At 63.0% G+C, this 25879-nt stretch carries 21 protein-coding genes; 11 read left to right on the top strand and 10 right to left on the bottom strand.

Features of this window, described 5'->3' with window-relative positions; translation table 11 throughout:
- Nucleotides 1-45: 45 nt before the first annotated feature.
- Nucleotides 46-1419 carry a hypothetical protein gene (locus RAC97_RS03610; RefSeq protein ID WP_375097908.1) on the bottom strand — a complete coding sequence of 458 codons (1374 nt, stop codon included), beginning with the start codon at nt 1417-1419 and terminating at the stop codon, nt 46-48.
- Between the two features lie 377 nt (nt 1420-1796).
- Between RAC97_RS03610 and RAC97_RS03605 the strand changes: the two genes are divergently transcribed.
- Both RAC97_RS03605 and RAC97_RS03600 read left to right on the top strand, forming a co-directional pair.
- The gene (locus tag RAC97_RS03605; RefSeq protein WP_375097907.1) at nt 1797-2183 is read left to right on the top strand and encodes a VOC family protein; all 387 of its coding nucleotides are present in this window, start codon (nt 1797-1799) and stop codon (nt 2181-2183) included.
- Between the two features lie 43 nt (nt 2184-2226).
- Nucleotides 2227-2787 carry a hypothetical protein gene (locus RAC97_RS03600; RefSeq protein WP_375097906.1) on the top strand — a complete coding sequence of 187 codons (561 nt, stop codon included), beginning with the start codon at nt 2227-2229 and terminating at the stop codon, nt 2785-2787.
- A gap of 36 nt (nt 2788-2823) precedes the next feature.
- Here RAC97_RS03600 and RAC97_RS03595 read toward each other — a convergent pair whose 3' ends face one another.
- From RAC97_RS03595 to RAC97_RS03585, 3 genes are all read right to left on the bottom strand, one after another.
- Nucleotides 2824-4500 carry an MFS transporter gene (locus RAC97_RS03595; protein ID WP_375097905.1) on the bottom strand — a complete coding sequence of 559 codons (1677 nt, stop codon included), beginning with the start codon at nt 4498-4500 and terminating at the stop codon, nt 2824-2826.
- A gap of 209 nt (nt 4501-4709) precedes the next feature.
- A complete protein-coding gene (locus tag RAC97_RS03590) occupies nt 4710-5120 on the bottom strand; it encodes a VOC family protein (RefSeq protein WP_375097904.1) in 411 nt (136 codons plus the stop codon).
- A gap of 97 nt (nt 5121-5217) precedes the next feature.
- Nucleotides 5218-7653 (bottom strand): UvrD-helicase domain-containing protein, encoded by a 2436-nt coding sequence (locus tag RAC97_RS03585; RefSeq protein WP_375097903.1) that lies wholly within the window; start codon nt 7651-7653, stop codon nt 5218-5220.
- 175 nt (nt 7654-7828) lie between these two features.
- Between RAC97_RS03585 and RAC97_RS03580 the strand changes: the two genes are divergently transcribed.
- The 4 genes from RAC97_RS03580 to RAC97_RS03565 all read left to right on the top strand — a co-directional run bounded on the left by RAC97_RS03580 (nt 7829) and on the right by RAC97_RS03565 (nt 12403).
- The gene (locus tag RAC97_RS03580) at nt 7829-8527 is read left to right on the top strand and encodes a pirin family protein (RefSeq protein WP_375097902.1); all 699 of its coding nucleotides are present in this window, start codon (nt 7829-7831) and stop codon (nt 8525-8527) included.
- Between the two features lie 108 nt (nt 8528-8635).
- Nucleotides 8636-9691 (top strand): tetratricopeptide repeat protein, encoded by a 1056-nt coding sequence (locus tag RAC97_RS03575; protein ID WP_375097901.1) that lies wholly within the window; start codon nt 8636-8638, stop codon nt 9689-9691.
- A gap of 98 nt (nt 9692-9789) precedes the next feature.
- Nucleotides 9790-11391 (top strand): ATP-binding protein, encoded by a 1602-nt coding sequence (locus tag RAC97_RS03570; RefSeq protein WP_375097900.1) that lies wholly within the window; start codon nt 9790-9792, stop codon nt 11389-11391.
- Between the two features lie 211 nt (nt 11392-11602).
- Nucleotides 11603-12403 carry a CSS-motif domain-containing protein gene (locus RAC97_RS03565; RefSeq protein WP_375097899.1) on the top strand — a complete coding sequence of 267 codons (801 nt, stop codon included), beginning with the start codon at nt 11603-11605 and terminating at the stop codon, nt 12401-12403.
- A 17-nt stretch (nt 12404-12420) separates the two neighbouring features.
- Here the strand turns inward: RAC97_RS03565 and hppD are convergent, their stop codons facing one another.
- On the bottom strand, nt 12421-13497 hold the full coding sequence (gene hppD / locus RAC97_RS03560; RefSeq protein WP_375097898.1) for a 4-hydroxyphenylpyruvate dioxygenase: 1077 nt from the start codon (nt 13495-13497) through the stop codon (nt 12421-12423).
- A 312-nt stretch (nt 13498-13809) separates the two neighbouring features.
- Between hppD and RAC97_RS03555 the strand changes: the two genes are divergently transcribed.
- Together RAC97_RS03555 and rarD are read left to right on the top strand one after the other, a co-directional pair.
- A complete protein-coding gene (locus tag RAC97_RS03555; protein WP_375097897.1) occupies nt 13810-15396 on the top strand; it encodes an EAL domain-containing protein in 1587 nt (528 codons plus the stop codon).
- Nucleotides 15397-15423: 27 nt separating this feature from the next.
- Entirely contained in the window at nt 15424-16311 is an 888-nt protein-coding gene (gene rarD / locus RAC97_RS03550; RefSeq protein ID WP_375097896.1) for an EamA family transporter RarD, read from the top strand.
- Here the strand turns inward: rarD and RAC97_RS03545 are convergent.
- Nucleotides 16274-17845, bottom strand: a complete 1572-nt coding sequence (locus RAC97_RS03545; protein ID WP_375097895.1) for a transporter associated domain-containing protein — start codon at nt 17843-17845, stop codon at nt 16274-16276. The genes rarD and RAC97_RS03545 overlap by 38 nt on opposite strands.
- A gap of 259 nt (nt 17846-18104) precedes the next feature.
- On the opposite strand from RAC97_RS03545, the gene RAC97_RS03540 reads away from it, so the two are divergent.
- Entirely contained in the window at nt 18105-18689 is a 585-nt protein-coding gene (locus RAC97_RS03540) for a LysE family translocator (protein WP_375097894.1), read from the top strand.
- Between the two features lie 37 nt (nt 18690-18726).
- Here RAC97_RS03540 and RAC97_RS03535 read toward each other — a convergent pair whose 3' ends face one another.
- Both RAC97_RS03535 and RAC97_RS03530 read right to left on the bottom strand, forming a co-directional pair.
- The gene (locus RAC97_RS03535) at nt 18727-19503 is read right to left on the bottom strand and encodes a helix-turn-helix domain-containing protein (protein WP_375097893.1); all 777 of its coding nucleotides are present in this window, start codon (nt 19501-19503) and stop codon (nt 18727-18729) included.
- Between the two features lie 10 nt (nt 19504-19513).
- Complete coding sequence (locus tag RAC97_RS03530) at nt 19514-20056, bottom strand: helix-turn-helix domain-containing protein (RefSeq protein ID WP_375097892.1); 543 nt, start codon at nt 20054-20056, stop codon at nt 19514-19516.
- A gap of 150 nt (nt 20057-20206) precedes the next feature.
- Here RAC97_RS03530 and RAC97_RS03525 point away from each other — a divergent pair, with 150 nt between their 5' ends.
- Nucleotides 20207-20989: an aldolase gene (locus RAC97_RS03525; RefSeq protein WP_375097891.1), complete on the top strand. Its 783-nt coding sequence runs from the start codon at nt 20207-20209 to the stop codon at nt 20987-20989.
- Between the two features lie 34 nt (nt 20990-21023).
- Nucleotides 21024-21917, top strand: a complete 894-nt coding sequence (locus tag RAC97_RS03520) for a dihydrodipicolinate synthase family protein (RefSeq protein ID WP_375097890.1) — start codon at nt 21024-21026, stop codon at nt 21915-21917.
- Nucleotides 21918-22027: 110 nt separating this feature from the next.
- Here RAC97_RS03520 and RAC97_RS03515 read toward each other — a convergent pair whose 3' ends face one another.
- Together RAC97_RS03515 and RAC97_RS03510 are read right to left on the bottom strand one after the other, a co-directional pair.
- Nucleotides 22028-24253: a TonB-dependent siderophore receptor gene (locus tag RAC97_RS03515; protein ID WP_375097889.1), complete on the bottom strand. Its 2226-nt coding sequence runs from the start codon at nt 24251-24253 to the stop codon at nt 22028-22030.
- A gap of 167 nt (nt 24254-24420) precedes the next feature.
- On the bottom strand, nt 24421-25839 hold the full coding sequence (locus RAC97_RS03510) for a short-chain fatty acid transporter (protein ID WP_375097888.1): 1419 nt from the start codon (nt 25837-25839) through the stop codon (nt 24421-24423).
- Nucleotides 25840-25879 lie beyond the last annotated feature (40 nt).

The raw sequence follows: 25879 nt of genomic DNA, 5'->3' as shown, positions 1-25879 counted from the left end.
TAGCACATGGATCCAATAGGGCCAGTTCCCTACCGAAGTCGTCCGTCAGCGTCCGGCCGCGGTGACCTTCAGGTTGTCCAGCACCAGCAGCGCGTCGTCCTCTTCCGTATCGACTGTCAGCACCACTACCTCTGGGCCATCGACCGTGAAGGTGCGGGTGCCGTAATGGAACTGGCCTGGCCCCTCTTCAGACAACTCCTCCCATTCCCCCGCGATTTCCTGGTGCATTCCGCAATAGGTGTTGCAGCCCCAGGAGAACGTGACTTCACGACGCCCCTGCCCCTCCAGTACGAAGCGAATCGAGGTGTCTGCCTCCAGGTGCTTGCCGATGATCTTGCCGCCGCTTTCCTCATGGGGCTGGTCACTGACCCCACGACGGCCGCGATCGAGTCTGAACTCCACACCCTTGGACGTCACCGTGGCACGTGAGCCGACGTCCAGTTCATCAAAATCCACCTCTGGTATGGGTGTGGGTCGGCCAACGGCCTGGTCATGCTCGTCATAGGTGAAGGTCATGGCGTCGGTCTTGTGGGTGGGGAAGCTTACTCGCACCACGGGGATCGACTGCTGATACATCTGCGCGTAGCGGATCTGATCGTACTGCGCCTTGGCCAACGCCGAGCGCTCGCCCTCCACGTAGAAGAACGCATGCAGCGGCAACCTGCCGCCGTCGGTTGGGCTCCACACCGAAATCAGCACTTCGTTGTTGACGCTCCAGAGTTCATCGGCCAGGCCCTTGCGAGCCTCCACCGCCGTTTGGAACCACTGCGCCGAGCTGCCAGGAGAGTGGCGAAGGTCCCATCCGCAGACCCGGTAATTGCCAGCCTGCGGGTACTTGTCGAGCCATTGTTGCGCGGTGTTCACGTCCAGTGACTGGCAGGTATCGGTGTCAGGGTAGGCGCTGATCGGGCCGCAGCCATTGAGGCTCGGGCGCTGGTTGGTATTGGCGTTTATCGGGAAGGTGCACAGCACGCTCAGCGCGGCGAGCTTGCCGTCTGGCACGGCCTGGGGTGGCGCGAGAATAAGCCCGTTCTGGTTGCCGAAGGGCTTGCCGAAGTTGGTGTCATGACGCAGCCACGAGAAGGCTACCGCGCCCTTTTCCAGCTGGCTGGCACTGGGGTTCCAGGGGAGAAATTCCGGGCTGCTGCCCGTCGTGCGAAGCGCGATGCCGCTACACAGGTAGCCGGGTTTGTCCGGGCCGCCGCAGTCGTCGGTTTCGCTGTCGTACCAGCGCTTGAGGTCTTCGACCGCCACACGGCCGCGTTGGGTGAGTGCGGCGAGTGTGGCCGACACCGGGTCGTGCGAGACGATCACCTCGGCTTCGGTGACTCGCGTGCTGAGGTAGGTAGGCGTTGGTGCCGGTGCGTGGGAGGCACAACCGGCGAAAATGGGCATCAACAGCAATGGCATCGTGCGCATGGGGGCGTTCCTCGGGTGGTCTGGAGCAGAACCTCCTCCGGCGGTCTGCAGAAAGGGCTGCAAGCCGCTATCCGGCCGTGCCATTTAGCCATTCCTGCAACAAACAGGCGCCTGGTAAAAATGCCAGGTGCCTGCCAACCACGCCTAGCATCGCGGGTACCCACGAGCCGCTGTCGAGGCGCAAGTGTTGCGGTAGGTGCGTCCGCCCTTGGAAACCACCACCTGGCCGAACAGGCCATTGGCGACGTTTCCCGCCCTACCCTGGCCGCCGAGGGTGGCGCCCTGGGGCCGATTCCCCACTGTCTATCCGCGAATCTGGGACGGTGAGCGGCGGCAAATGTGCTTTGCTTGGAGTACTGCCCCTCGGAGTGACGCCTATGAAGATCGTGCTCACCAGTGTTCTTGTCGATGACCAGGCCAAAGCCCTGTCCTTCTATCACTACGTGCTGGGCTTCGAACCCAAGCATGACCTTCCCATGGGCCAGCACCGCTGGCTGACGCTGACCTCTCCAAACGAGCCCAATGGCGTCGAGCTGCTGCTCGAGCCTGATGCCCACCCTGCCGCCCGCACCTACAAAGCCGCGCTCAAGCAGGACGGCATTCCCGCTGCCTCGTTCGGTGTACGCGACATCAAGGCCGAATACGCCCGCTTGTGCGCCGCCGGCGTGCAATTCACCCAGCCCCCTACGGCCCTGGGCCCGGTAACCGTGGCAGTGTTCGACGACACCTGTGGCAACCTGATCCAGATCGCCCAGCGCCACTGAGCGCACTCCCTTCCAAAGCGCACCTAGAACAAGGAAAAAACCGATGCGCTACGAATTCAGCGAAGTCCTCAACGACCTGGTCGACTATTTCCTGGTCGCCGACATCCAACTGCTCGAACGTTTCAAACAGGACCACGACCTGCCCGATGACCTGGCCCGGGCCTTCACCACCAGCGACATCGGCGATCAGGCGGTGCTCGAAGGCGTAGTGCTGCCCCTGGCGGGTATCGAGAACCTGCCCTACCGGATCATCTTCAGCCTCGGCGAGCCCACCCCGGCGCTGCTGGAGCCTGGCAACCGCGTGCAGCACCGGCGCACGGGTTACGTGCTGAGGGTCGAAAACCGGGCGGTGATGCTGTTTACCTGGCGCATCCTGCAACATCTCACGCCCAAGACATTGGGGGACCTGCTGGCGCGCTACCAGGAGCCAGGGCGGCCGATCATCGAGCTGGAAAATGGCTGGTACAACGTGGAGGTGCTGGGCGGTGCGGTGTGGCGTGATGGGTTGTTCGAGCCGGCGTTCGAGTTCGTGCTGAAGAAGACCTGGCGCAAGGGCGACGGTGCGGGGGTGGACGTGGGGTACCGGTTTACCCTGCGCGGATAGGCAGAAAGGGCCGCCATGCGGCCCTTTCCCTTTGCCTCAGTCGTGGTTGATGTCCCTGTCCTTGGTTTCCGGCAAGAACAGGATCCCCAGCACCGCCGTCATCACCGCGATGACGATCGGGTACCACAACCCGTAGTAGATATCCCCGGTAGCGGCCACCATCGCGAACGCCACGGTCGGCAGGAAACCGCCGAACCAGCCGTTGCCGATGTGGTACGGCAGCGACATCGAGGTATAGCGGATACGCGTAGGGAACAGCTCCACCAGCCAGGCCGCGATCGGGCCGTAGACCATGGTCACGTAGATCACCAGAATGGTCAGCAGCAACAGCACCATCGGGTAATGGATTTGCGCAGGGTCGGCTTTTTCCGGGTAACCGGCTTCCTTCAGCGCACCGCTCAAGGTGGCGACGAAGGCGTCGTTCTGCGTCTTGAAGTCGGCCGCCGCCAGGGTGCTGCCGTCGAAGCTCGGTAGTACCCGCTCGCCAATGCGAATTTGCGCCACCGTGCCTGGTTCTGCACGCTCGTTTTCATACGGAATGGCGCGTTTGGCCAACAGGCTCTTGGCAATGTCGCAGGAGCTGGTGAATTTGGCCTTGCCCACCGGGTCAAACTGGAACGAGCACTGCGCAGGGTCCGCCACCACCACTACCGGGTTCTGCTCCTGGGCGACGAATACGGCCGGGTTGCCGTACTCGGTCAACGCCTTGAAGATCGGGAAGTAGGTAAGCGCAGCGATGATGCAGCCGGCCATGATGATCTTCTTGCGCCCGATGCGGTCCGACAGGCTGCCGAAGATGATGAAGAACGGCGTACCGATCAACAGCGAGCCGGCAATCAGCAGGTTGGCGGTCTGTGGGTCGATCTTCAGCGTCTGCAACAGGAAGAACAGTGCATAGAACTGCCCGGTGTACCACACCACCGCTTGCCCGGCGGTGCCGCCGAGCAGCGACATGATCACCACCTTGAGGTTTTCCCAGCGGGCGAACGATTCGGTCAGCGGCGCCTTGGATGCCTTGCCTTCGGCCTTCATCTTCAGGAACACCGGCGACTCGTTGAGTTGCAGGCGGATGTACACCGAGACCGCCAGCAGCAGGATCGACAGCAGGAACGGAATACGCCAGCCCCAGGCCTCGAACGCCTCGTTGCCCAGGAGGGTGCGGCAACTGAGGATCACCAGCAGCGACAGGAACAGCCCCAGGGTCGCGGTGGTCTGGATCCAAGAGGTGAAGAAGCCGCGCTTGCCGGGCGGTGCATGCTCGGCTACGTAGGTGGCTGCCCCGCCGTACTCGCCGCCCAGCGCCAGGCCTTGCAACAGGCGCAGGGTGATGAGGATGATCGGTGCGGCCACGCCGATGGTGGCATAGCTGGGGAGCAGCCCCACCACGGCGGTCGACACACCCATGAGAATGATGGTGATGAGGAAGGTGTGCTTGCGCCCGATCATGTCGCCCAAGCGCCCGAACACGATCGCCCCGAACGGCCGCACGGCAAAGCCTGCAGCGAACGCCAGCAAGGCGAAGATGAACGCGGTGGTTTCGTTGACGCCGGCGAAGAAATGCTTGGCGATGATCGCCGCCAGCGAGCCGTAGAGATAGAAGTCGTACCACTCGAACACAGTGCCAAGGGATGAAGCGAAGATGACCTTGCGCTCCTCCTTGCTCATGCCACGCTGGGGCGTGCTGCCCGTCGAGGTGCTGTCGATTGCCGCCATGGGTTGCCTCCGTATTGTTCTTTTCAGGCCGGAGCACCTCACCAGTATTGCCGCACCCAGGCCCCTAGGCTGATACAGGACTACGGTTGCGCGAAGCACGACTAGGCGAACCGCCCAGGATCGCAGCAAGGTACGTTGAAGCATAATCGGCTTTGCGGGGATATCCACTCGCCAGCATGGCGAATAGCTATAGGTGCCGATGAAGAGGTTTAGCGCACAGGCCCTTTGAGCTCGACCTGGTTGCCATCGGGGTCGAAGCAGTACAGCGAAAGCCCCTCGCCCTCGGCGCCGTAGCGCTTCTCGGCAGGTTCGACCTGTACGCCGGCAGCGTGCAGGTAGAGCGTCAGGGCCTGCTCGTCGAACGGCTCGATACGCAGGCAGAAATGATGCAGGTTGCGCCCCTCGCGCTGTGGCGCAGCCCCGCCGGGGCGTCCCAGCGGGCCGTCGAGGCTGACCAGGTCGATCATCGCTGTGCCGGCGGCGAGGTGGACCATGCCGAGGTCCTCGCGGGTACGGCGCAGCTGGCAGCCGAGCAGGTCCTGGTAGAAGGCCAGGCTACGCGGCAGGTCGCTGACGCGCAGCACTACATGGTCGATGTGCTTGACGGTGAAAGGTCGCATGACGGGGTTCCCTGTAGTCACGGCAATCACCCTAGCAGGGTCACTCACGCGTTGACCAGTTGCTGCTGGGAATTGACCACCCGCAGCGCGTGAACGACTAGCGCGCGCGCAGGTCCTCGAAGTATGCCTGCCGTCCCTCGACCCGGCTCGACGCACGAGGTAGCTTGGCTGCCTCGCCGTCGCTGGCTTCCACATGCCAGTAGCACTGTTTGATCGCCCGGGTCACGCCGACATAAGCCAACCTCTGCACCTCTTCCTTCTGTGCCGTATCGAACGGCTGCGCATCGTCGGCCTGACCGATGCCCGCCAGGCGGTAGGCCTGGTTCTTGTAAGGCGAGCTTGTCAGGTACTGACAGTCGCCAAGCAGGAACACCACATCGGCTTGCAGGCCCTTGGCGCTGTGATAGGTAAGCTGGCGCAGGCGACGCTGTTCGACCGGCAACCTCGAATCAACTTTAACAACTTCGTAAATGTGATCTGAAATCAATGCTTTATCAGAGCTTCTTCGATACAGGATCATCACCGATTCGCCCCGCTGGTAGTGTTCGACGAGCGTGCGCCCCAACGCGGCCTCGTCCCGCTCGAACACCTTCACCGGCACCTTGGCCAACTCCGCCGCCCGGCCTGCGGCCCTGGCTGTCTTGCCGCGGATGGCCCGCGCGCCTTTGACCAAGTGCTCGGCCGCATCGATGATGTGCTGTTGGCTGCGGTAGTTCTCCACCAGCATCACCTGGGTAGTGGTCGGCGACGGGAAGGTCTCGGTGAACGCCATGAAGTAGTGCGGGGAACTGCCACGCCAACCATAGATCGATTGCCAGTCGTCGCCCACGCACATGAGCGAACTGTGCACGGCGCGTCGCCCGGCGTGCAATGCCGCACCACGTCTCTGGACCTCCGCCAGGGTCGCGCGCAACCAGCTGACAACCTGGGGCGAGACATCCTGGAATTCATCGACCAGCACGTGCGCCATCGGACGCAGCAGCGCATCGGGCAGTCGTTGCAGGTTTTCCGAGCTGCGCTCACCGAAGTGCGCGAACATGCGGTTGTAGGTCACTACCGGCGGGGTCTGGGCTTGCAAGTGCGCTTCGAACGCCTTCCAGTAAAGGGCCAGGGCTTCGAAGAACACCGCATCGCCGTCGTCGGTCGGGAAGCACAGGCCTGCCACCGCATCCCCGACCTCCAGGCCCAGGTTCTCGATGAAGTTCGCGGCGCCTACGAAGGCGTCGAGCAGCGGCGCGGGGGCCAGTTCGCCCTTGACCTTGTATTCGAAACCAGGCCCGGCCACGGCATCGCCAGCCAGGGACGAAGAAAGGCGCTTCGCAATCTCGTAGTTGTCCAGCCATATCAGAGGCTTATCACAGAAAGCTTGAAACAGGGTGCGCTTTACAGCCCACTCGGCGCGCACCGATAGCTTGGCACCGGGGCGTTGATACTGGGCGCTTTCCGATGGATCGAAGCCCAGCACCACCCAAGCATCCAGACCCTCGAGGCGACCGTGGACATGGAAGCGGCTGCCGCGAATGGTCACGGTTTCGCGGCAGGGAATGATGCCGGGCATGGGCCATACACCGGCAGCGAACCACAGGTCCTCGATCACGTCGCACAGCTCCTCGTCGCGCCGTGCGGCCAGCTGGGTCACCTGCACGCGCTTCTGCACGTCCGGGTGATCCGGGTCGATGGGCTTGAGCTGCAAGGACTCGCGACGCATCGCGGCGACCAGTTCGGCAAAACGCGGGCTGCTGCGCAGCAGGTCGCGGTAGCAGAGGTTCATATGCTGGCGCTGGGTGTCGTTCAGGCGCAGGTCGAACGGGTTGTCGTCGGCATCGGCCTCCTGGCCTGCCGCTGCCTCGCTGCCAAGCGCTTCGAACGCCCGGGCCCGGGCATGGCCAGGCAGGCTGCGCAACATGGGCAGGATCCGCGAATGAAAGGTACGCACCAGTTCACGTGCCTGAGGCGTGGGCAGGTCGAGCTGCCAGAGAGCAAAGACCTGTTGCAGGCGTCGGATGAAATCCTTGCGCGACTCACGGGTAAAGGTCACCACGGTCATGGCGTCCAGCTCGAAACCCAGGTAGTGGTGCAGCAGCAACAAGCGCAGCACCAGGGAAGTCGACTTGCCGGAGCCTGCACCCGCTATTACGGACGTCGTGGGAGTGTCGCTGAAGATAAGTTTCCACTGCGCAGTGCTGGGTTGTGCATCGGCGGGCAGGCGTTGGGCCACATCGGCCTTGAAGCGCTTTTTCAGTGCGGCCGTGAGCGGTAGGCGCCAGTCGTCGAACAGCAGGCCATCCGTTGTTACCTTGGACGGCGTCGAAGGCTTGGAGGCCACTGGCTGGCGCGGCTTTCTGGCAGCCTTGCGACCATCCGCCAGGCCGCGCTCATAGGCCTGGCGCAACGCCTCGGCCTGCAGGCCGGCCGAGTCACCACCCAGAAGGCGCGCAGCCAGGCGTTGCAACCACGACTGGCGTGTGGGGGGAAGCTTGGTGGACACGGTCACTCCATTGCATTTCTGGAACAGTGGGCATGTTCGCCCCATCTGCGAAAAAGCACCAGCTAATGCTTGTAGATCAGTGAATTAGGCGATGAAACGAATGCAGTTCAACATGCAAACAAATCTGATAAATCGATATTTTTAAGTCGATATTTACGCTTATTTTCGATATTTAACTCAGGCAAGATGGCTCCATTCCAACGAACCGAGGAGCCCTATCATGCTGCAACTTCGTCCCTTCGAAACCCTGGGCCACGCCAACCACGGCTGGCTGGACGCCCACCACCACTTCTCCTTCGCCGAGTACCACGACCCGGCACGCACCCATTGGGGCAATCTGCGGGTGTGGAACGACGACCTGATCGCGGCCGGCAGTGGCTTCCCCCCGCACCCACACCGCGACATGGAAATCATCACCTATGTACGTGAAGGCGCGATCACCCACCAGGACAGTCTGGGCAACAAAGGCCGCACCGAAGCGGGCGACGTCCAGGTCATGAGCGCAGGCACCGGCATCGTGCACAGCGAGTACAACCTGGAGAAGGTCGACACCCGTCTGTTCCAGATCTGGATCATTCCGGAGCGGGTCGGCGAGGCGCCGTCGTGGGGCACCCGGCCATTCCCCAAGGGTGAGCGCGGCGAAGGCTTCGTAACCCTGGCCAGTGGCCGTGCGGGTGACGAGGACAGCCTGCGCATCCGTACCGATGCGCGCCTGTCGGCCGCGACCCTGCGGGCTGGTGAAATCGCCGAGTACCGCTTCGACAACGGCCGCCGCGGCTACCTGGTGCCGGCCAAAGGGGTGGTGGAAGTGAATGGGCTGCAGGTCAATGCCCGCGATGGGGTCGCCATAGAGCAGGAAAGCGTGATCAAGGTCACCGCGTTGCAGGACAGCGAGTTGGTCCTGGTCGACGTGACCTGATCACCGCGCGCTCCGGGGTCGTACAGCGACCCCGGGCAAGGGCGGGTCGGTTGCATTTGCCGGGCACCTGCCCCAAGCTCTGCCCTTCACGCCACACCGGACCTGCCGATGCCCAGACGCCACCGCTACCTGATCGCCCTGCTACTGGCGCTTGCCGTGGCAGGGGCCGTCAGTTACCTGTGGCGCACCCCGCAACCCGCACAGCCAGCGCTCCCCCCACACAGCTACGCCAAGGCACTGCGCCAGGCCCATGAGGGCGAACCCGGCGCCGCACGAGTGCTGTACCAACAGTTGCAACGCGACGACCTGCCGCCCATCCGCCGCGCGGCACTCTATGACGAACTGCCCAACTATCCTTCGCCCCAGGCCTTGAAACTGGCCCGCCTGGACCTCGAGCACGCTGACCCGCTGGTGCGCCGTGCCGCCATTTCCAGCATCCGCCGCCTGGTGCCTGCTGCTCAGCGCAGCCTGGTGCTCGGTCCCTTGCTGGAAGACGACGAACAAAGCGTACGATTCGCGGCGGTCGATGCCCTGGTCGGGCTGCCACCGGACGCCATCGGCCTGTACTTCCGGCCTTTGCAGGATGCCCTGGAGCAATACCAGGCAGCCCTGGCACTCAAGCCCGACGATGCCCAGGCCCAGGTGCACCTGGCACGCCTCTACCTGCATCAAGCCGATTACCCCCGAGCGGCCAGTGCCCTGCAACGCAGCCTTGCACAGGACCCGGCAAGCCCCGACGCCCTGGCCATACAGGTACGCCTGCTCGAACGCCAGAACCAGCACGACGCCTCCCGCGAAGTCCTGGCCAGGGCATTGGCGCAGAACCCCGGCTCGGCGTTCCTGCAATACCAGCTGGGCCTCTGGCTGACCCGTCACGAACAACGGGAATATGCCTTGCTGGCCTTTTCCCGCGCCGTGGAACTGGAGCCGGACAACACCGATTACCGTTATACGCTGGCAGTCACCCTGCACGACCTCGAACAGGTCGAGGCGGCGCAGAAGCAGCTTGAGACACTGCTCGACCAGCAGCCCGCCAACCGCCGCGCGCGGGTGCTGTTGATCCAGTACTGGAAGGAAACCGGGCAACTGCAGAACGTGCAGGTGCTGCTGGCCGAACTGGAGCGGCAGAACCCTGACGATCCGCTGCTTCAGCAAGGGTTGTAAAAGTCTTGTACAGCTTCGTTGAACCCTGATCGAAGCGCTGTGGTCCAGTGGTTAAGCCAGGCCGATACGCGGCTGGCCCAAGCCACGGGAGAATCGTCTTGGCGGGTTCGCTTTTCCTTGATGAGCGTGCGTTGATTCTCGCACCCGAATCGATGGGTACTGTCGCCTCAAAATTGCTGTCCGGCGCCGGAATCGGCTGGCGTTGCACCAACAACGTGTTGCACCTGGGCCAATGGCTGAATGAAGGGGTTGGCATGGTGATCGTCGCCGAGCAGGTGCTGGCAGACGATGAGCAATCGGCGCTGCAGCAGTTCATCGACCAGCAACCGGTGTGGTCCGACCTGCCGGTGCTGCTGCTCGCACCTATGCCTGCCCCGGAGCGCGCCCCGCACCGGGAGCGCCTGGGCAACCTGATGTTGCTGCCCTACCCGTTCGAGGAGGCGCAATTGCTGATGCTGGTGGCGCAAGCCCTACGAGCCCGGCGCCGCCAATATCTGGCACGCGACCAGTTCGACCAGCAGTGCCAGGCCCAGAGGGACCAGTTGTTGCAGCGCTTGGCCAACGAGCAAGTACAGCATCACACCCGCAAGATGGAAGCCATCGGCCAACTGGCCGGCGGTGTCGCCCATGACTTCAACAACCTGCTGACCAGTATCGGCGGCAGCTTCGAGCTGATCGACCGACGCCTGAAACAGGGTAAGACCGAAGGTATCGAAACAGTGCTGAGGCGGGGCCAGGAAGCAGTAGCCCGGGCCGCACGGCTGACCCACCGACTGCTGGCGTTTTCTTCGCGCCAGTCACTGCAAAGCCAGTCGGTAGACCTGTACACGCTGTTACAACCCAGCTGGCTGAGGCAATGCCTGAACGATTCGATCCGCCTGCAGGTGCACTTGGCCAAGGGCCTATGGCCAGTCGACGCCGACGACCAACAACTGCGCGACGCCGTGCAAAGCCTTCTGCTCAATGCCTGCGAAGCCATGCCCAGCGGCGGGTGTTTGTGCATCGAGGCCCGCAACCTGCAACTGGACGCCAATGACTTCGCCGGTGGCGGCCTGGCCAGTGGCGACTACCTGCAATTGAGCATCAGCGACGACGGCCAAGGCATGCCCGAAAGTGTCCAGGAGCACGCCTTCGAACCGTTCTTCAGCACCAAGCCCGTGGGCCAGGGCATTGGCCTGGGCCTGTCGATGGTCTATGGCTTCAGCAAACAGTCCCATGGCCATGTGACGCTGCACAGCCAGATAGGCCGTGGTACACGGGTAGAGCTGTACCTGCCGCGTTTCATTGGCAGCTCGCAGGCGCTCGGCGAACAAGTCACGGCCTGGACCAACAGCGGCCGCGAGGTGCTGGTAGTCGAGGATGACCCCCATGTGCGAGCGCTGCTGCACCAGGCGCTCAGCGAGGACGGTTTTCTCTGCCATACCGCGTGCGATGCCGAGGAAGCCTTGACGATCCTGCGTTCGCCACAAGCGATTGCCCTGCTGATCAGCGATGTCGGGCTGCCGGGCACCAGCGGGCGGCAACTGGCGGAGATCGCCCGAACCCTGCGCCCTGACTTGCAGGTGCTGTTCATCACCGGATACGCCGAGGCCGCCATGTCCCGCGAAGGTTTCCTCGGCCCTGGCATGCAACTGATGTGCAAACCCTTCGAATTGTCGAGCCTGCGCCAACGTGTCGCGCAGATGCTCGGCGAACGCTGATCGTAACCGTCGGATCGAAAGACACTGGTCGCAGTTGAGCGTCTGGCCAGCGGGCAGGCAGAACAGGAGCGGGCGCAATTGCAGGCCACTCCCGCAGGAAACTGCATCGTGCCCTTCAACACAAGAAGCTTTGCCCTACAGTATGCTCCCGGCAAGCATCGCTACCCTCGCCGTCCACCATGATGAGCTGGACACGGGGAGCGAGATGACCATGCTGAGATCCACGCATGCGGGACGTAGCTTACTGGAAGTATTGTTGACCCTTGCGGTCGGTCTGGTGCCGATCGCTTCCGGCCTGATGGTGATGAGTTATCAATTGGACAAGAAACTGGAGCAGGTTTCCAGCACGTCCATGCGCGAAGCGCTGTTCGTCATTGACCGAGCCCTGGATGAGGTGCACCAGGCTGCACTGAATGCCCTGCCGCTGAGTGGCAAGCCTTGCAGGTCGGTGATGTATGACTTGAAGGAGCTGGTCGCGCATAACCCTCACCTGCATTCGCTGTTACTGACCCGGGACGGTCGAGTCTATTGCAGCAGCCTCGCGACCTTCACGCTGAAGACCCCCGACTTCGAGCCGGGACAGGATGTAAAGCTGACCTTTGACGTACCGACCTTTTCCAACGAGGTCATGCTGGAATACCGCTTGCCCGACCAGGAGCCCGGCGTGATCGCAAGCGTCTATGGGCTCAAGCTGCGTAGTGAGCTCAATGGTTTCCAGAGCGGACTGGTGCTGCTGCTGGAGTTCGGCGACCACTACATCTGGAGTGGCGGTGACAGCCGCGAGGCCGGTCGCCCCTCTCAGTCCGAGTATTTCCAGCGCGACACGTCGGCAACGTATGGGTACACGGTGAACGTCGGCTTCCCACAGGGCTACCGCCAGCACGAACTGCTCCAGGCCTCGCTGCAAACCTTGCCATCACTCGCACTGGTCGGCCTGCTGACTTCCGCCTTCACCTACTGGGGCCTGTTCCGCAGCCGCAAGAAAGCGGTACATGACGCCACCCACAAGTGATGGCGTCATGCATGGCATCACTCGACGTTCAACACCCCACGGCGAACCTGGTCACGCTCGATGGATTCGAACAGCGCCTTGAAGTTGCCCTCGCCGAAGCCATCATCACCCTTGCGCTGGATGAACTCGAAGAACACCGGCCCCAACAGGGTTTCCGAGAAAATCTGCAACAACAGGCGCTTGTCGCCCGAGGCCGCGGCGCCGTCGAGGAGAATGCCGCGGGCCTGCAATTGCTCTACCGGCTCGCCATGCCCAGGCAGGCGCTCCTCGAGCATTTCGTAATAGGTTTGCGGCGGCGGGGTCATGAAGCGCATGCCCATGCCCTTCAGGGCGTCCCAGGTCTTGACCAGGTCGTCGGTGAGGAAGGCTACATGCTGGATGCCCTCGCCGTTGAACTGCATCAGGAACTCTTCGATCTGCCCGGAGCCCTTGGAGGACTCTTCGTTGAGCGGAATGCGGATCATGCCATCCGGGGCAGTCATCGCCTTCGAGGTCAGGCCCGTGTACTCACCCTTGATGTCGAAGTAGCGGATCTCGCGGAAATTGAACAGTTTCTCGTAGAAACCGGCCCAGTACGCCATACGCCCGCGGTAGACGTTATGGGTGAGGTGGTCGATGACCTTGAGGCCGGCACCCGTTGGGTGACGGTCGACGCCTTCGATGAAGGTAAAGTCGATATCGTAGATCGAGCTGCCTTCCTCGAAACGGTCGATCAGGTACAGCGGCGCCCCCCCGATACCCTTGATCGCCGGCAGGCGCAGCTCCATCGGCCCGGTTTCGATCTCCACCGGCTGGGCGCCCAGCTCAAGGGCGCGCGCGTAGGCTTCGTGGGCGTTGCGCACGCGAAACGCCATGCCGCATACCGAAGGACCATGTTCGGCAGCGAAGTAGGACGCGATGCTCTTGGGTTCGTTGTTGAGGATCAGGTTGATGCCACCCTGGCGGAACAGGTGGACATCCTTGGAGCGGTGGGTCGCCACCTTGGTGAAGCCCATGGCCTGGAATACAGGCTCCAGCACACCTGGAGCAGGCGATGCGAGTTCAATGAATTCAAAGCCCATCAGGCCCATCGGGTTTTCGTAGAGATCAGCCATGTTCGTGTCCTCATCTGCAGCGGTAAAAAACGTCTGTCACATGCTTTGGATGTCGAACAGGCAAGGTGGAGCGCAAGGGATGCCCCTCACACTGCGGGAAAGGAAGTCACCAATCAGCACTTTGAAGCCTTGGTAAGCCATATGGACCCATTTTTGGCGGGAATGATCTTCCGACGGCGGAAGATCTTATTCTTGTATTCGTAATGCGATTCTATAGTGCGTAAAAAGGTTTGTCGCGCGTTAGTTCTCCGTACGTATGATTCGACAAACGGCTATTCTTTGCAGGCTATCGTTCATCAAGTCTAGGTCAGCATGCCCCTCTCGGTTAAACGAAAATCCCGCTGGAACTGGCAAAGCCTGCTGCCCTGGGCCGTCGGTACCCTACCCTTGCTGTGCGGCCTGGCGATCATGCAGTGGCAGATCGAGCGCGAACTGCGTGCCAACAGCCAGGCCACTACGCAGCAGGTGGTGCGCTATGTCGAGCACATCCTCGACAGCCTCACCACTGCGTCACAGGCGTTGCTGCCCCTGGCTGGCAGACCCTGCACCGAGGTGGTACTGGCCCTGCGCGAACAGGTCACGCGCAATGCGTTCGTGCGCTCGACCAACCTGTTTGAAGATAACAACCTGTATTGCAGCTCGCTGTTCGGCGACTATCGGGAACCGGTAGTCAGCAGCGACTACGTGGCAGGTCGACTCTGGCTGATGGACGGCAACTCGGTCACCCCAGGCCACCCACTGCTGGTACTGCGCGCCGGCAGCGGAGCAACCGGCGCCATCGCTACGGTCGATGGCGATCACCTGCTCACCGCCCTGCGCCTGATCGGTGACGATGAACTGCTGCAATTGCAGGTCGGCAGCCACTGGATGGACAGGGACGGCGTGGTGCATCGCGGTGTACCGCCAGCCGCCCCCAGCGCCCCGACCCTGCTGACCTCGGCCCGCTACCCGTTCTCCATTCAAGGCGGCTACCCCGAAGGCAAGGCCCACCAGGTGCTGCACAGCCACTACCCGGCCCTGCTCAGCCTGCTCCTGGCCCTGGGCCTGGCGGCCGGGGTGGCCTGCCGCTGGCAACTGCGCCGCGCCTCGTCGCCGCGCGCCGAGCTGGAGCGGGCACTGGAAGCCGAGGAATTCCTGCCGTACTTCCAGCCTGTGGTACGCAAAGGCGACTACCGCTGGGCCGGGGCCGAGGTACTGATGCGCTGGCAGCACCCCCGCGAAGGCCTGGTGCGCCCCGACCTGTTCATTCCCTATGCCGAGCACAGCGGGCAGATCGTCGCCATGACCCGCGCGCTGATGCTGCGCACCGCCCAGGGCCTGGCCCCCTACGCCGCGTTGATGGAGGATGGCTTTCACATCGGCATCAACATCACCGCCGATCATTGCCGCGACCTGAGCTTGCTCGACGACTGCCAGACCTTCCTCCAGCATTTCCCTCCAGGACGCGTGGTACTGACCCTGGAGCTCACCGAACGCAAGCTGATCGAGGCCACGCCCGTGACCCTCGAGCTGTTCGAGAAACTTCATGACATAGGGGTGATGATCGCCCTCGATGACTTCGGCACCGGCCAGTCGAGCCTCAACTACCTGCGCCAGTTCAAGGTCGATTACCTGAAGATCGACCAGAGCTTCGTTGCCCTGATCGGCGGCGATGCACTGTCCCAGCACATCCTCGACAGCATCATCGAATTGTCGGCCAAGCTGAACCTCGGCATCGTCGCCGAAGGCGTGGAAACCGAGGTGCAGCGCGACTACCTGGCGCGCCACCAGGTTGATTTCCAGCAAGGCTACCTCTACGCCCGGCCGATGCCCCTTGCAGACTTCCTCCAAGCCCTGGCGGCCCCGCCTGCGGGCATCCAGTTGTCGCAGCCCGCGCCCCCTGAGATCATGCCCGGCTAACCCCTACCCCTTGCTACCGAGGCCTCCGTGTCAAAAGGCATTTTCGCGTCCGTCATGGCGTCCATCCTGTTCGCCGTGATGTATTTCTACACCTCCCTGTTGACGCCGCTGGATGGCGAGGAAATCTTCGGCTGGCGCACCCTGCTCACGCTACCCTGCCTGACCCTGTTCATGTGGCTGAGCAAGGATTGGCAGCGCATTGGCGAACTGCTGGCCCGTGTCCGCCAGGCTCCACTCCTGTTGCTGGGCATGCTGGGCACTTCGGCGCTGCTGGGCGTGCAATTGTGGCTGTTCCTCTGGGCGCCCCTGCACGGGCGCAGCCTGGAAGTGTCGATGGGCTATTTCCTGCTGCCACTGGCGATGGTCATGACTGGCCGACTGGTGTATGGCGAGCGCCTGTCACGCCTGCAGAAACTGGCGGTAGGCTTTGCAGCGCTGGGAGTGGGGCACGAGCTGTACCAGCATGGCAGCTTTGCCTGGGAAACCTTGGTGGTGGTGATCGGCTACCCGATCTACTTCGTGCTGCGCAAACGCTGCGGCACCGAGCATCTGGGCGGACTCTGGTGCGACATGTGCCTGCTGCTGCCAGTGGCCCTGTACTTCGTGGTACAGGGCCCGCTGTCAGCCGCGGACCTGGCCGAGCATCCCGCGCTCTATGGGTTGATCCCGTTGCTCGGGGCGATCAGTGCCTGTGCCTTGATCGCCTATGTACTGGCCAGCCGCTTGCTGGCGTTCAGCCTGTTCGGCCTGCTCAGCTATGTCGAGCCGGTGCTGCTGGTGGCCGTGGCCTTGCTACTGGGCGAGACCATCGGCCCCGACCAGTGGCTGACCTACCTGCCGATCTGGGCCGCGGTGATGGTGCTGGTGCTCGAAGGCATCAAGCACCTGCTGCGTCAGCGTCGGCGTCCTGTGTAAGGCGCACCTGGCGAACCCGGCGCTCCTCCACCTCTTCCACGATCATGGTCCAGCCGTTCCAGGCCAGGCGGTCGCCCACCACAGGCAGGCGGTCCAGCAGACTCATCACCAGGCCAGCCATGGTCTGGTAGTCCTCGGTGGCGCGAGCGGCGAAGCCGGTACGTGCCTGGACCTGGCTGAGGTTCAGGGCACCACTGACCACGAAACCATCGGCCTGCTCGACGATCCCCGGGCCTTCTACCTCGCTGGCGTCCGGTAGCTCACCCGCGATCGACTCGAGAATGTCGGTCAGGGTCAGCAGGCCGGTGAAGTCACCGAACTCGTTGACCACGAACGCCACGTGGGTCGACTGGCCACGCATCTGCTCCATGGCATTGAGGATGCTGAAGCTTTCCAGCAGGTTGAGCGGCTTGCGCGACAGGCTCTCGAGGTCTGGCTGGCTACCGCCCAACAGTTCCTTGAGCAATTCCTTCTTGTGCACGAAGCCCAGCGGTTCCTCGATGCGGCCGTCACGGATCAACGGCAGGCGCGAGTAAGGTGAGTTGGCCAAGGCCTCGGCAATCGCCTCCGGCGACTGCGACAGGTCGATGGCGTCGACTTCCGCACGTACGGTCATGACGCTGCGAATCGGCCGCTCCGCCAGGTTCAGTACACCGCTGATCATCACCCGCTCGCGGCGGTCGAACAGCACATGCTCCCCGCCACCTTCGACCAGGTCGGCGATTTCCTCACCCACCTCATCGGCCTCTACCTTGCGACCACCCAGCAGGCGCAGCACCGCATGGGCGGTACGCTCACGCATCGGGCGGTGCTGCTGCAAGCTGCGCTTGCGGCGAGCACGTGCCAGCTGGTTGAACAGCTCGATCACGATCGAGAAACCAATGGCCGCGTACAGGTAGCCTTTCGGAATGTGGAAGCCCAGGCCCTCGGCGGTGAGGGCGAAGCCGATCATCATCAGGAAGCCCAGGCACAGCATGATGACCGTGGGGTGGGCATTGACGAAGCGAGTCAGCGGCTTGCTGGCGATAATCATGATACCGATGGAGAAGATCACCGCGATCATCATCACCGACAACTGCTCGACCATGCCCACGGCCGTGATCACCGCGTCCAGCGAGAACACCGCATCCAGCACCACGATCTGCGCGATGATCGGCCAGAACGCGGCATGGCGAACCACGCCCGTAGCCTGCGCGACATGCCCTTCAAGGCGCTCATGCAGTTCCATGGTGGCCTTGAACAACAGGAACACGCCCCCGAACAGCATGATCAGGTCACGGCCCGAGAAGCTCTTGCCGAACACCTCGAACAGCGGCTCGGTCAAGGTCACCATCCACGAAATACTGGCCAGCAGGCCCAGGCGCATCAGCAGCGCCAGGCTCAAGCCAATGACTCGAGCGCGGTCACGCTGCTCGGGCGGTAGCTTGTCGGCAAGGATGGCAATGAATACCAGGTTGTCGATACCCAGCACCAACTCAAGGATGATGAGCGTGAGCAGGCCTAGCCAGGCCGTGGGGTCGGCTAACCATTCCATTAGCGGGTACTCACGAGGGAAGCGTCACGAAGACGGGGGGAAGAAGGCCGGGAAGGCCAGAAACTGGGGGGCTCCGCGAAGGTGCTCATATAAACCTTGGTAAGAAAATGGGAGTAGATCCTACAATCGAAGCAGGTTTTACCGACAGAGGGAAACTATTTCAAAACCTGTAACAAATAGCCTTGGGCACTTTGCTTCAATACACGGTTCGGTCCGTCAGCCAGGATGAGGGGCATTCACGACCACAAGGAAACCTTCCATGAGCCTCTCCCTGTCCATGGCCGCCTTTGCTCTGGCGGCCTCCATCTCCCCCGGCCCTGTCAATATCGTCGCTCTGGGCAGCGGCGCCCGTCATGGCCTGCGCGCCAGCCTTGCGCATGCTGCCGGGGCCACCTTGGGTTTCTGTTTGTTGCTGGTATTGGTGGGTCTTGGGCTGCACGAGCTGCTGCTACGCTGGCCACTGCTGGGCCGCCTGTTGCACTGGGGAGGCGTGGCGTTTCTTTTGTACATGGCCTGGAAGCTGGCCAGCGACGATGGGCAACTTGGCAAGGCCCACGACCAGCGCCCGCCATCAGCCTGGCACGGCGCGCTGATGCAATGGCTCAACCCAAAGGCGTGGCTGGCGGCCGTGGCTGGAGTGGGCGCCTACACCGGCGGCGAGCAGCACCTGCTGTGGCTGTTCACCTGGCTCTATGGGCCGATCTGCTTCGTTTCGGTGGCCAGCTGGGCCTGGGCCGGCAGCGTGATCAGCCAGTACCTGGCCGAGCCACGGCGCATGCGCCTGTTCAACCGGGGGTTGGCGGTACTGCTGGTGGCCAGTGCGGTCTACCTGATTCTGGGGTGATTTGCCGGCCTGTTCGCGAGCACGACCGACACAGGCCTCAGCCGTTGCGATAGTGCCCCGGCGTCGCCGCCAAATGCTGCTTGAATGCCCGTTGCAGGTGTGCCTGGTCGGCAAAACCCGCCTCCAGCGCCACCTCGGCGATACCCCGGCCCTTGCGTAGTTGTGCCCGCGCATGCTGCACCCGCTGGTCCACCAGGTAGCCATGGGGCGTCAGGCCGAAGCGCTGGCGAAACGCTCGAATCAGGTAGGCCCGCGACAACCCGGCGGCAGCGCAGATGTCCTCCAGGCTCAGCGGGTCGAGCCGGTGCGCGCGAATGAACGCTGCCGCCATTTCCAGGCGCGGATGCTGGGCCTGCCGTGCCCCAGGCGCTGCCTCCAGATACCCTGGCAAGTCAGCGAAGAACCCCGCGAGCATGGCTTCGCGACCCTCCCCTTGCTCGTCGAACAACCCGGCGAACACCTCCAGCAGCCGGCCATACAACGCAGGCGAGCTGCTATGGGTGGCCTGCGGTAGCACGAACCCCTGCCCGTTCAACCAAGGCATATCGACGAACAGCATAAGGTACGACCATACCTCGCCCTCGATAGGGTTGCAGGCATGCACCGCCCCTGGGTTCATCAGCACCGTCGCGCCCGCCGCCAGCTCCCGCCACTGCCCGCCAGTGAGGTAGGTGCTGCGTCCACCGGTGATCACGCCAACGGAAAAGCTCTCGTGGGAATGCGCGCCGTAGCAGGCTTGCCGCCCATCGCCCACCCGCCGCGCCTCGACGAAAGGCAGGCACGGGTCGCGCCAGAAACGCGAGGCCTCGATCATCGCCCTGCCCTCACTCGTCGCCGCCCTGCACCACCACCAGCAACTGCGCCTGGTGCTCGCCGACCGAGCGCAGTCGGTGTGGGGTTTGTGCGTTGAAGTGCAAGGCATCGCCCTGCTCCAGCAGCACCCGCTCGGTCATGAAGTCCACCTCCACCTGGCCTGCATGGACGAACAGGAACTCCTCGCCCTGGTGTTCCTTGAACGTGCGGTCGCTGAATTCACGTGGCGGCTGGATGATGAACGGCAGCAGGCTGCGCTGGCCGACCTGCGAGGTCAGCACCGCATAACCCGGCCCCGCGCCATCGCCGACCAACGCCTGGCGGGCGTCGCGGCGTACCAGGCTGTAGCGGGCCTGGTTGGCGTGGTCCTCGGCGAACAGCTCCTCGACGTTGACGTTCAAGGCCTTGGCAAGCTTGAGCGCGGCAGCGATGGATGGCGTGTTCAAGCCACGCTCGACCTTGGAGAGGTAACTCTTGGTCATGCCCGACTTCTCAGCCAGCACCTCCAAGGTGACGCCCAATTTCTTTCTGAGCAATTTCAAGCGGATAGACATGCGACGCGATTTTCTCCAGAAAGCGCTCTTGCATATGACACTTTGTGTCATATAGGATTATTTGTGTCATCTGATTGACCGCCCCCACACCGTCCAAAGCAAGGGAGCGGGCAAGCATCGATACTTCATCAGCCACAGAGGATAGCCCCCATGGCCAAGACCCTGACCGACAGCAAAGACCAGCTGGTGCAAAAGGCCCTGGCGCAGATGCAAGGTTCGCTCGCCGATAATACGTGGACTGTGCGGGAAAAGCTGGCGCTGACCTGCCGAATTCTTTTCGACCACGGCCACGACTCCGGCCTTGCCGGGCAGATCAGCGCCCGCGGCCCGCAACCTGGCACTTTCTATACCCAGCAACTGGGCCTGGGCTTCGACGAAATCAGCGCCAGCAACCTGCTGCTGGTCAACGAAGACCTCGAGGTGCTCGAAGGCCAAGGCATGGCCAACCCGGCCAACCGTTTCCACAGCTGGGTGTACCGCGCCCGCCCGGACGTGAACTGCATCATCCACACCCACCCCACCCACGTCGCCGCACTGTCGATGCTGGAGGTACCGTTGGAGGTATCGCACATGGACCTGTGCCCGCTGTATGACGATTGCGCGTTTCTCGGCGCCTGGCCCGGCGTGCCGGTGGGCAACGAAGAAGGCGAGATCATCAGCCAGGCCCTGGGCGACAAGCGCGCCATCCTGCTCTCTCACCACGGCCAGCTCTCTACCGGCATCAGCATCGAGCAGGCGTGCATCTACGCCCAACTGATCGAACGTGCCGCGCGCCTGCAACTGCTGGCGATGTCCGCCGGCACCATCAAGCCGATCGACCCGGCCCTGGGCCGCGAAGCCCATGATTGGATCGACCGCCCCAAGCGTCACTCGGCCTCGTTCAACTACTTCGCCCGGCAGTGCCTGCGTAGTCACCCCGACTGCCTGAACTGATTCCCTAAATGTCTTGCTTGCGGAGCCCATAACCATGACCACTGAATTCCACGGCATCATCGGCTACACCATCACCCCCTTCAGCCAGGAGGGCGATCAGCTCGACCTGCCGGCCCTGGGCAAGTCCATCGACCGCCTGATCGACGGTGGCGTGCAATCCATCGCACCGCTGGGCAGCACCGGCGAAGGTGCCTACCTGAGCGACAGCGAGTGGCAGCAGGTAGCCCGGTACAGCTTGGAACACATCGACGGGCGCGTGCCGAGTATCGTCAGCGTCTCCGACCTCACCACCGCCGGGGCCGTGCGCCGTGCGCGCTTCGCCCAGCAGCACGGCGCCGATGCGGTGATGGTGTTGCCCAGCGCCTACTGGAAGCTCAGCCCTGAAGAGATCGTCCAGCACTACCGCAGCATAGGTACGGCGATCGACCTGCCGATCATGCTCTACAACAACCCGGCTACCAGCGGCACCGACATGCCGGTGGAGCTGATCCTGCACATCGTGCGCGAGGTGGACAACGTAACCATGGTCAAGGAGAGCACCGGCGACATCCAGCGCATGCACAAGCTGCAACTGCTGGGCGAAGGCCAGGTGCCGTTCTACAACGGCTGTAATCCACTGGCGCTGGAAGCTTTCGTGGCAGGCGCAAAAGGCTGGTGCACCGCCGCAGCGAACCTGATCCCGACGCTCAACCAGCAGCTGTACCAGGCCGTGCTGGCCGGTGACCTGGCCAAGGCCCAGGCACTGTTCTACCGCCAGTTGCCGTTGCTCGACTTCATCCTCAAGGGTGGGTTGCCCGCGACCATCAAGGCCGGCTTGGGCATGACCGGCTTGCCGGTGGGTGAGCCGCGTCGTCCGGTGTTCGGTTTGGATGAGCAAGGCAAGGCGGCGTTGGCGGCGTTGGTGGCCGAGCTTGCGCCAGCAAGCTGATAGCGCCTCGTCTGGCACCGGCTGCGCCGGTGTTCGCGGGCAAACCCGCTTCTACAGGGTTGCCGGTGATCCTGTAGAAGCGGGCTTGCCCGCGAAGCAGCCACCGTGGGCTAGAGCTTCCAGTCCAGGCTTACCATCAAGGTTCGCGGCTCGCCGTAGTACACCCCGTTATAGAACCCCAGGTTGTTGTAGTAATGCTCATCGAACAGGTTCTTCACGTTCACCGACGCCGACAGGTGTTCATCGAACGCATAGCGCCCCATCAGCCCGACCACCGAGAACGCACGCTGGCTCATGCGCTGCGGTTCGGTGACGATCCGCCCTGCGGCATCACGCCCCACCGGACGCTGGCCCAAGCCAAAGGTGTTGCTCTGCCAGTCGAGCGTGCCGCCCACGGTCAGCTTGGGTGACACGGCATAAGTGCTGGAGAAGCGCACCAAATTCAACGGCTGGGCGGGGTCCTTGCGGCTCCTGTCGCCCCGCGCAGCGTGGGTATAGCTGTAGCCCAGGCTCATGTTCCAGCCATTGGCCACCTCGCCTGCCAGCTCCGCCTCGAAGCCCTCGACCACCACCCCCTTGCCTCCGGACTTGTAGTACTGCTCGCCATTCGGGCCACGGGGTACGGAATCGTCGATTTCCGGCACGTTGTCCTGCTTGCTGCGAAACACCGCAGTGCTGAGGTTGGCGCGCTCGTCGAACAGGCTGCCCTTCAGGCCCACTTCGTAGACCTTGCCCACGATCGGCTCCAGATACTGGTCGCTGACGTCCTTGACCGTCTGCGGGTTGAAGATATCGGTATAGCTGGCGTAGACCGTGTACTGCTCGGTCAGGTCGTAGAGCACACCGGCATAGGGCGTCCACTGGTCGTTCTGGGTCTGCTCGCTGCGGCTGCTGCGTGTCAAAGCCAGGTTGTCGTCGTAGCTCCACGACTTGCTCTGGCTCTTCCAACTGCCATAGCGGCTGCCCAGCACAAAGTGCAGGCGATCGGTGGGGTTCAGGCGCGTGGCAATATAGCCGGCCTTCTGCTCGGTGCTCGAACGCGACGAATCGAGGCCGGTGTCGTAGTCGCTGAACTTTGCAATACCGCCCATGTACTTCCAGTCGCCGATGCTCGAATAACCCGGCGCATCCACGCGCCCGGCGAAGAACGGCGACTGGTTGCGCCGCTCCGATACGCCATAGCCGACCATGAAATCATGACTGCGCCCAAGCAGTGGGTAAGGCCCGGCCAGGTTGAAATCCAGCGCGTCCATTTTCTCCACACCGGCGAAGTGGCTGCTCCAGGCGGTCATGCCGCTGCGGTCGGCGGCCGGAAAGCCATTGCCGCCGTAGTACACCTTGCCGTCGCTGTCGCTTTGGCGATGGGTGTAGGCCGCCTTGAACAGCCAGTCGCCTGCCAGTCGCTGGTCGAGGGTGACGAACACCGTCTGGTCCTTGAGCGGCCACGACGACCAGGACGTGGCCAGGTTGGTCGAGCGCGGCAGGTTGGCCTTGCCGCCGTCGGCGTTCCAGTACGGCACCGTGCCCCAGGACGCGCCTTGCACGTGCTTGTTCTGGTAGTCGTAGCCCACCGCGAGCACCGTGGTGTCGCCGAGGTCGGCCTCAAGAATGCCGTAGGCCACCTCGCGCTGGCTGGCGTACTTGTCCATGAACGACTTGCTGTCGCGGTAGGCCAGCACCGTGCGCCCGCGCAGACGGCCGTCCCAGGCCAGCGGCCCGCCGACGTCCAGGTAACTGTGGTAGGTGTCGAAGCTGCCGGCACTGACGCCACTCTTCACTGCCAGCTGCGCGGTCGGGCGCTTGCGCACCATGGCGATGGTGCCCGATGGGTCCCCTGCCCCCGCGGTCAGGCCGGTGGCACCCCGCACCACCTCGATACGGTCGTAGATGAGGGTGTCGGAGTCCGACTTGAGCCCCGAGAAGGTGTTGAGCATGCCGTCGATCTGGAAATTGTTGATCGCGTAGCCTCGCGAGTAATACGTCGGCCGCTCCGAGTCGTTGCGCTGCACGGTCACGCCGGTGACCCGCCCCATGGCTTCGGAAAGCGTGTCGAGCTGGAAGTCGTCGAGCTGTTGGCGGGTCAGTACCGAGACCGACTGCGGGGTGTCCTTGATCGCCAGGTTCAGCCGGGTGGCGGCACTCATGCTGCCAGTGGTGTAGGCCCCGGTATGCTCGGTGATGCTGCCCAGGCCCTGGGCGAGGATTTCAGTGGAGCCAAGTTCCAGTACGCCGTTCGTGGGGTGCTCCTGAGGCTGTTCGGCCAAGCCCTGCTGGCTGATGACGCTGCTGCACAGGCCCAGTGCAAGGGTAATGGGACGGTTGATGGGCGCAAACATCGCGGCCTTTCTCCTTGTTCGTTCTGGTGAATATCCATGGGCTGCCAACTGCTGACAGTCATATGAAAACGAATCTCCAATAGGAATCGTTATCGATAATCCTTCAGAACGAAAAAAAGGACGGGGATGATCCCGTCCTTCCTGGTGTCGCTAGAGACGTGTATCGCTTACGGCATGACCGGCGGCGTGTACTGCAACGTCGTGCCCAATGCCCATAGCAGTATCAGCACCAGCGGTATGTGCACGAGCAACTGCACGAACGAGAAGCCGATCAGCTCACGCGCCTTGAGGCCGAGCACGCCCAGCAGCGGCAGCATGTAGAACGGGTTGATCAGGTTCGGCAAGGCCTCGGCGGCGTTGTAGATCTGCACCGCCCAGCCCAGGTGGTATTGCAGGTCGTTGGCCACCAGCATTACGTATGGCGCTTCGATGATCCACTTGCCGCCACCGGATGGGATGAAGAAGCCCAGCACCGCCGAGTACACGCCCATCAGCAAGGCATAGGTGTCGTGGGTGGCGATCTGGGTGAAGAACACCGAGATATGGTGCGCCAGGGTTTGCGCATCGGCACCCTTGACCTGGGTGAGGATGGCCGCGATCGAGCCGTACAGCGGGAACTGGATGAGTACCCCGGTGGTGGTCGGCACGGCGCGGGTCACCGCATCGAGGAAACTGCGCGGGGTCCAGTGCAGCAAGGCACCGAGCATGATGAACAGCAGGTTGTAGGTGTTAAGGCCGGAGATCGCGGTGATCGCAGGCTTGGTGGCGAACTCCTGGTACAGCCAGCCAGCGGCCAGGGCCACCAGCAACAGGATCAGGATCGGGCTGTGCTCCAGCCACTCGCCTGGACGGGTGCGCTTGGCTGCAGGCGGTGCGGTGAAGCTTGGGTCGACGCCGCAGTCCTCGGCGCTACGGGCGCTGTTCGGGCCAGGTGCGGTGGCGTAGGCGACGATCAGCGAGACGATCACCAGCGCCAGCAGCATCACGCCCGACTGCCACAGGAAGATGGTTTCGGTGAACGGAATCACCCCGGTGATCGCCAGGATCGAAGGCGGCAGGCTGGCCGGGTTGGCCTGCAACTGCGCAGCGGACGACGACAGCCCCAGGGCCCATACGGCGCCCAGGCCGAGGTAGGCAGCAGCGCCGGCGGCGCGGTAGTCCATCTTGAGATCGGTACGACGCGCCAGGGCACGTACCAGCAGGCCGCCGAACACCAGCGACAGCCCCCAGTTGAGCAAGGATGCGATCATCGAGATCAGCGCGACCCAGCACACAGCAGAGCGACCGTTCTTCGGCAGCAGTGCCAGACGGTCGATCAAGCGTGCCGCAGGAGGCGAGCTGGCGACCACATAGCCGCCGATGACCACGAAGGCCATCTGCATGGTGAAGGGGATCAGGCTCCAGAAACCGTCACCGAAGGCCTTGGCCGTGTCGGTGGGCTTGGCGCCCATCGCCAAGGCGCCAACGGTCACGATCATCACCGCCAGAGCGGCGAACACCCAGGAGTCGGGGAACCAGCGTTCAGCCCAGTTGGAGCAACGCAGGGCAAACCGCGCAGAGCGGCTGTCTTGTATTTCAGCGGCCACAGAGTCTTTCCTTTTTTGGTTTTATTGGTGGATGTTGCGT

It is taken from the genome of Pseudomonas sp. LS_2, assembly GCF_042709235.1.
Taxonomy (GTDB): domain Bacteria; phylum Pseudomonadota; class Gammaproteobacteria; order Pseudomonadales; family Pseudomonadaceae; genus Aquipseudomonas.
The sequence above is the reverse complement of the archived record's forward strand: the minus strand, read 5'-3'. Positions and strand labels throughout refer to the sequence as shown.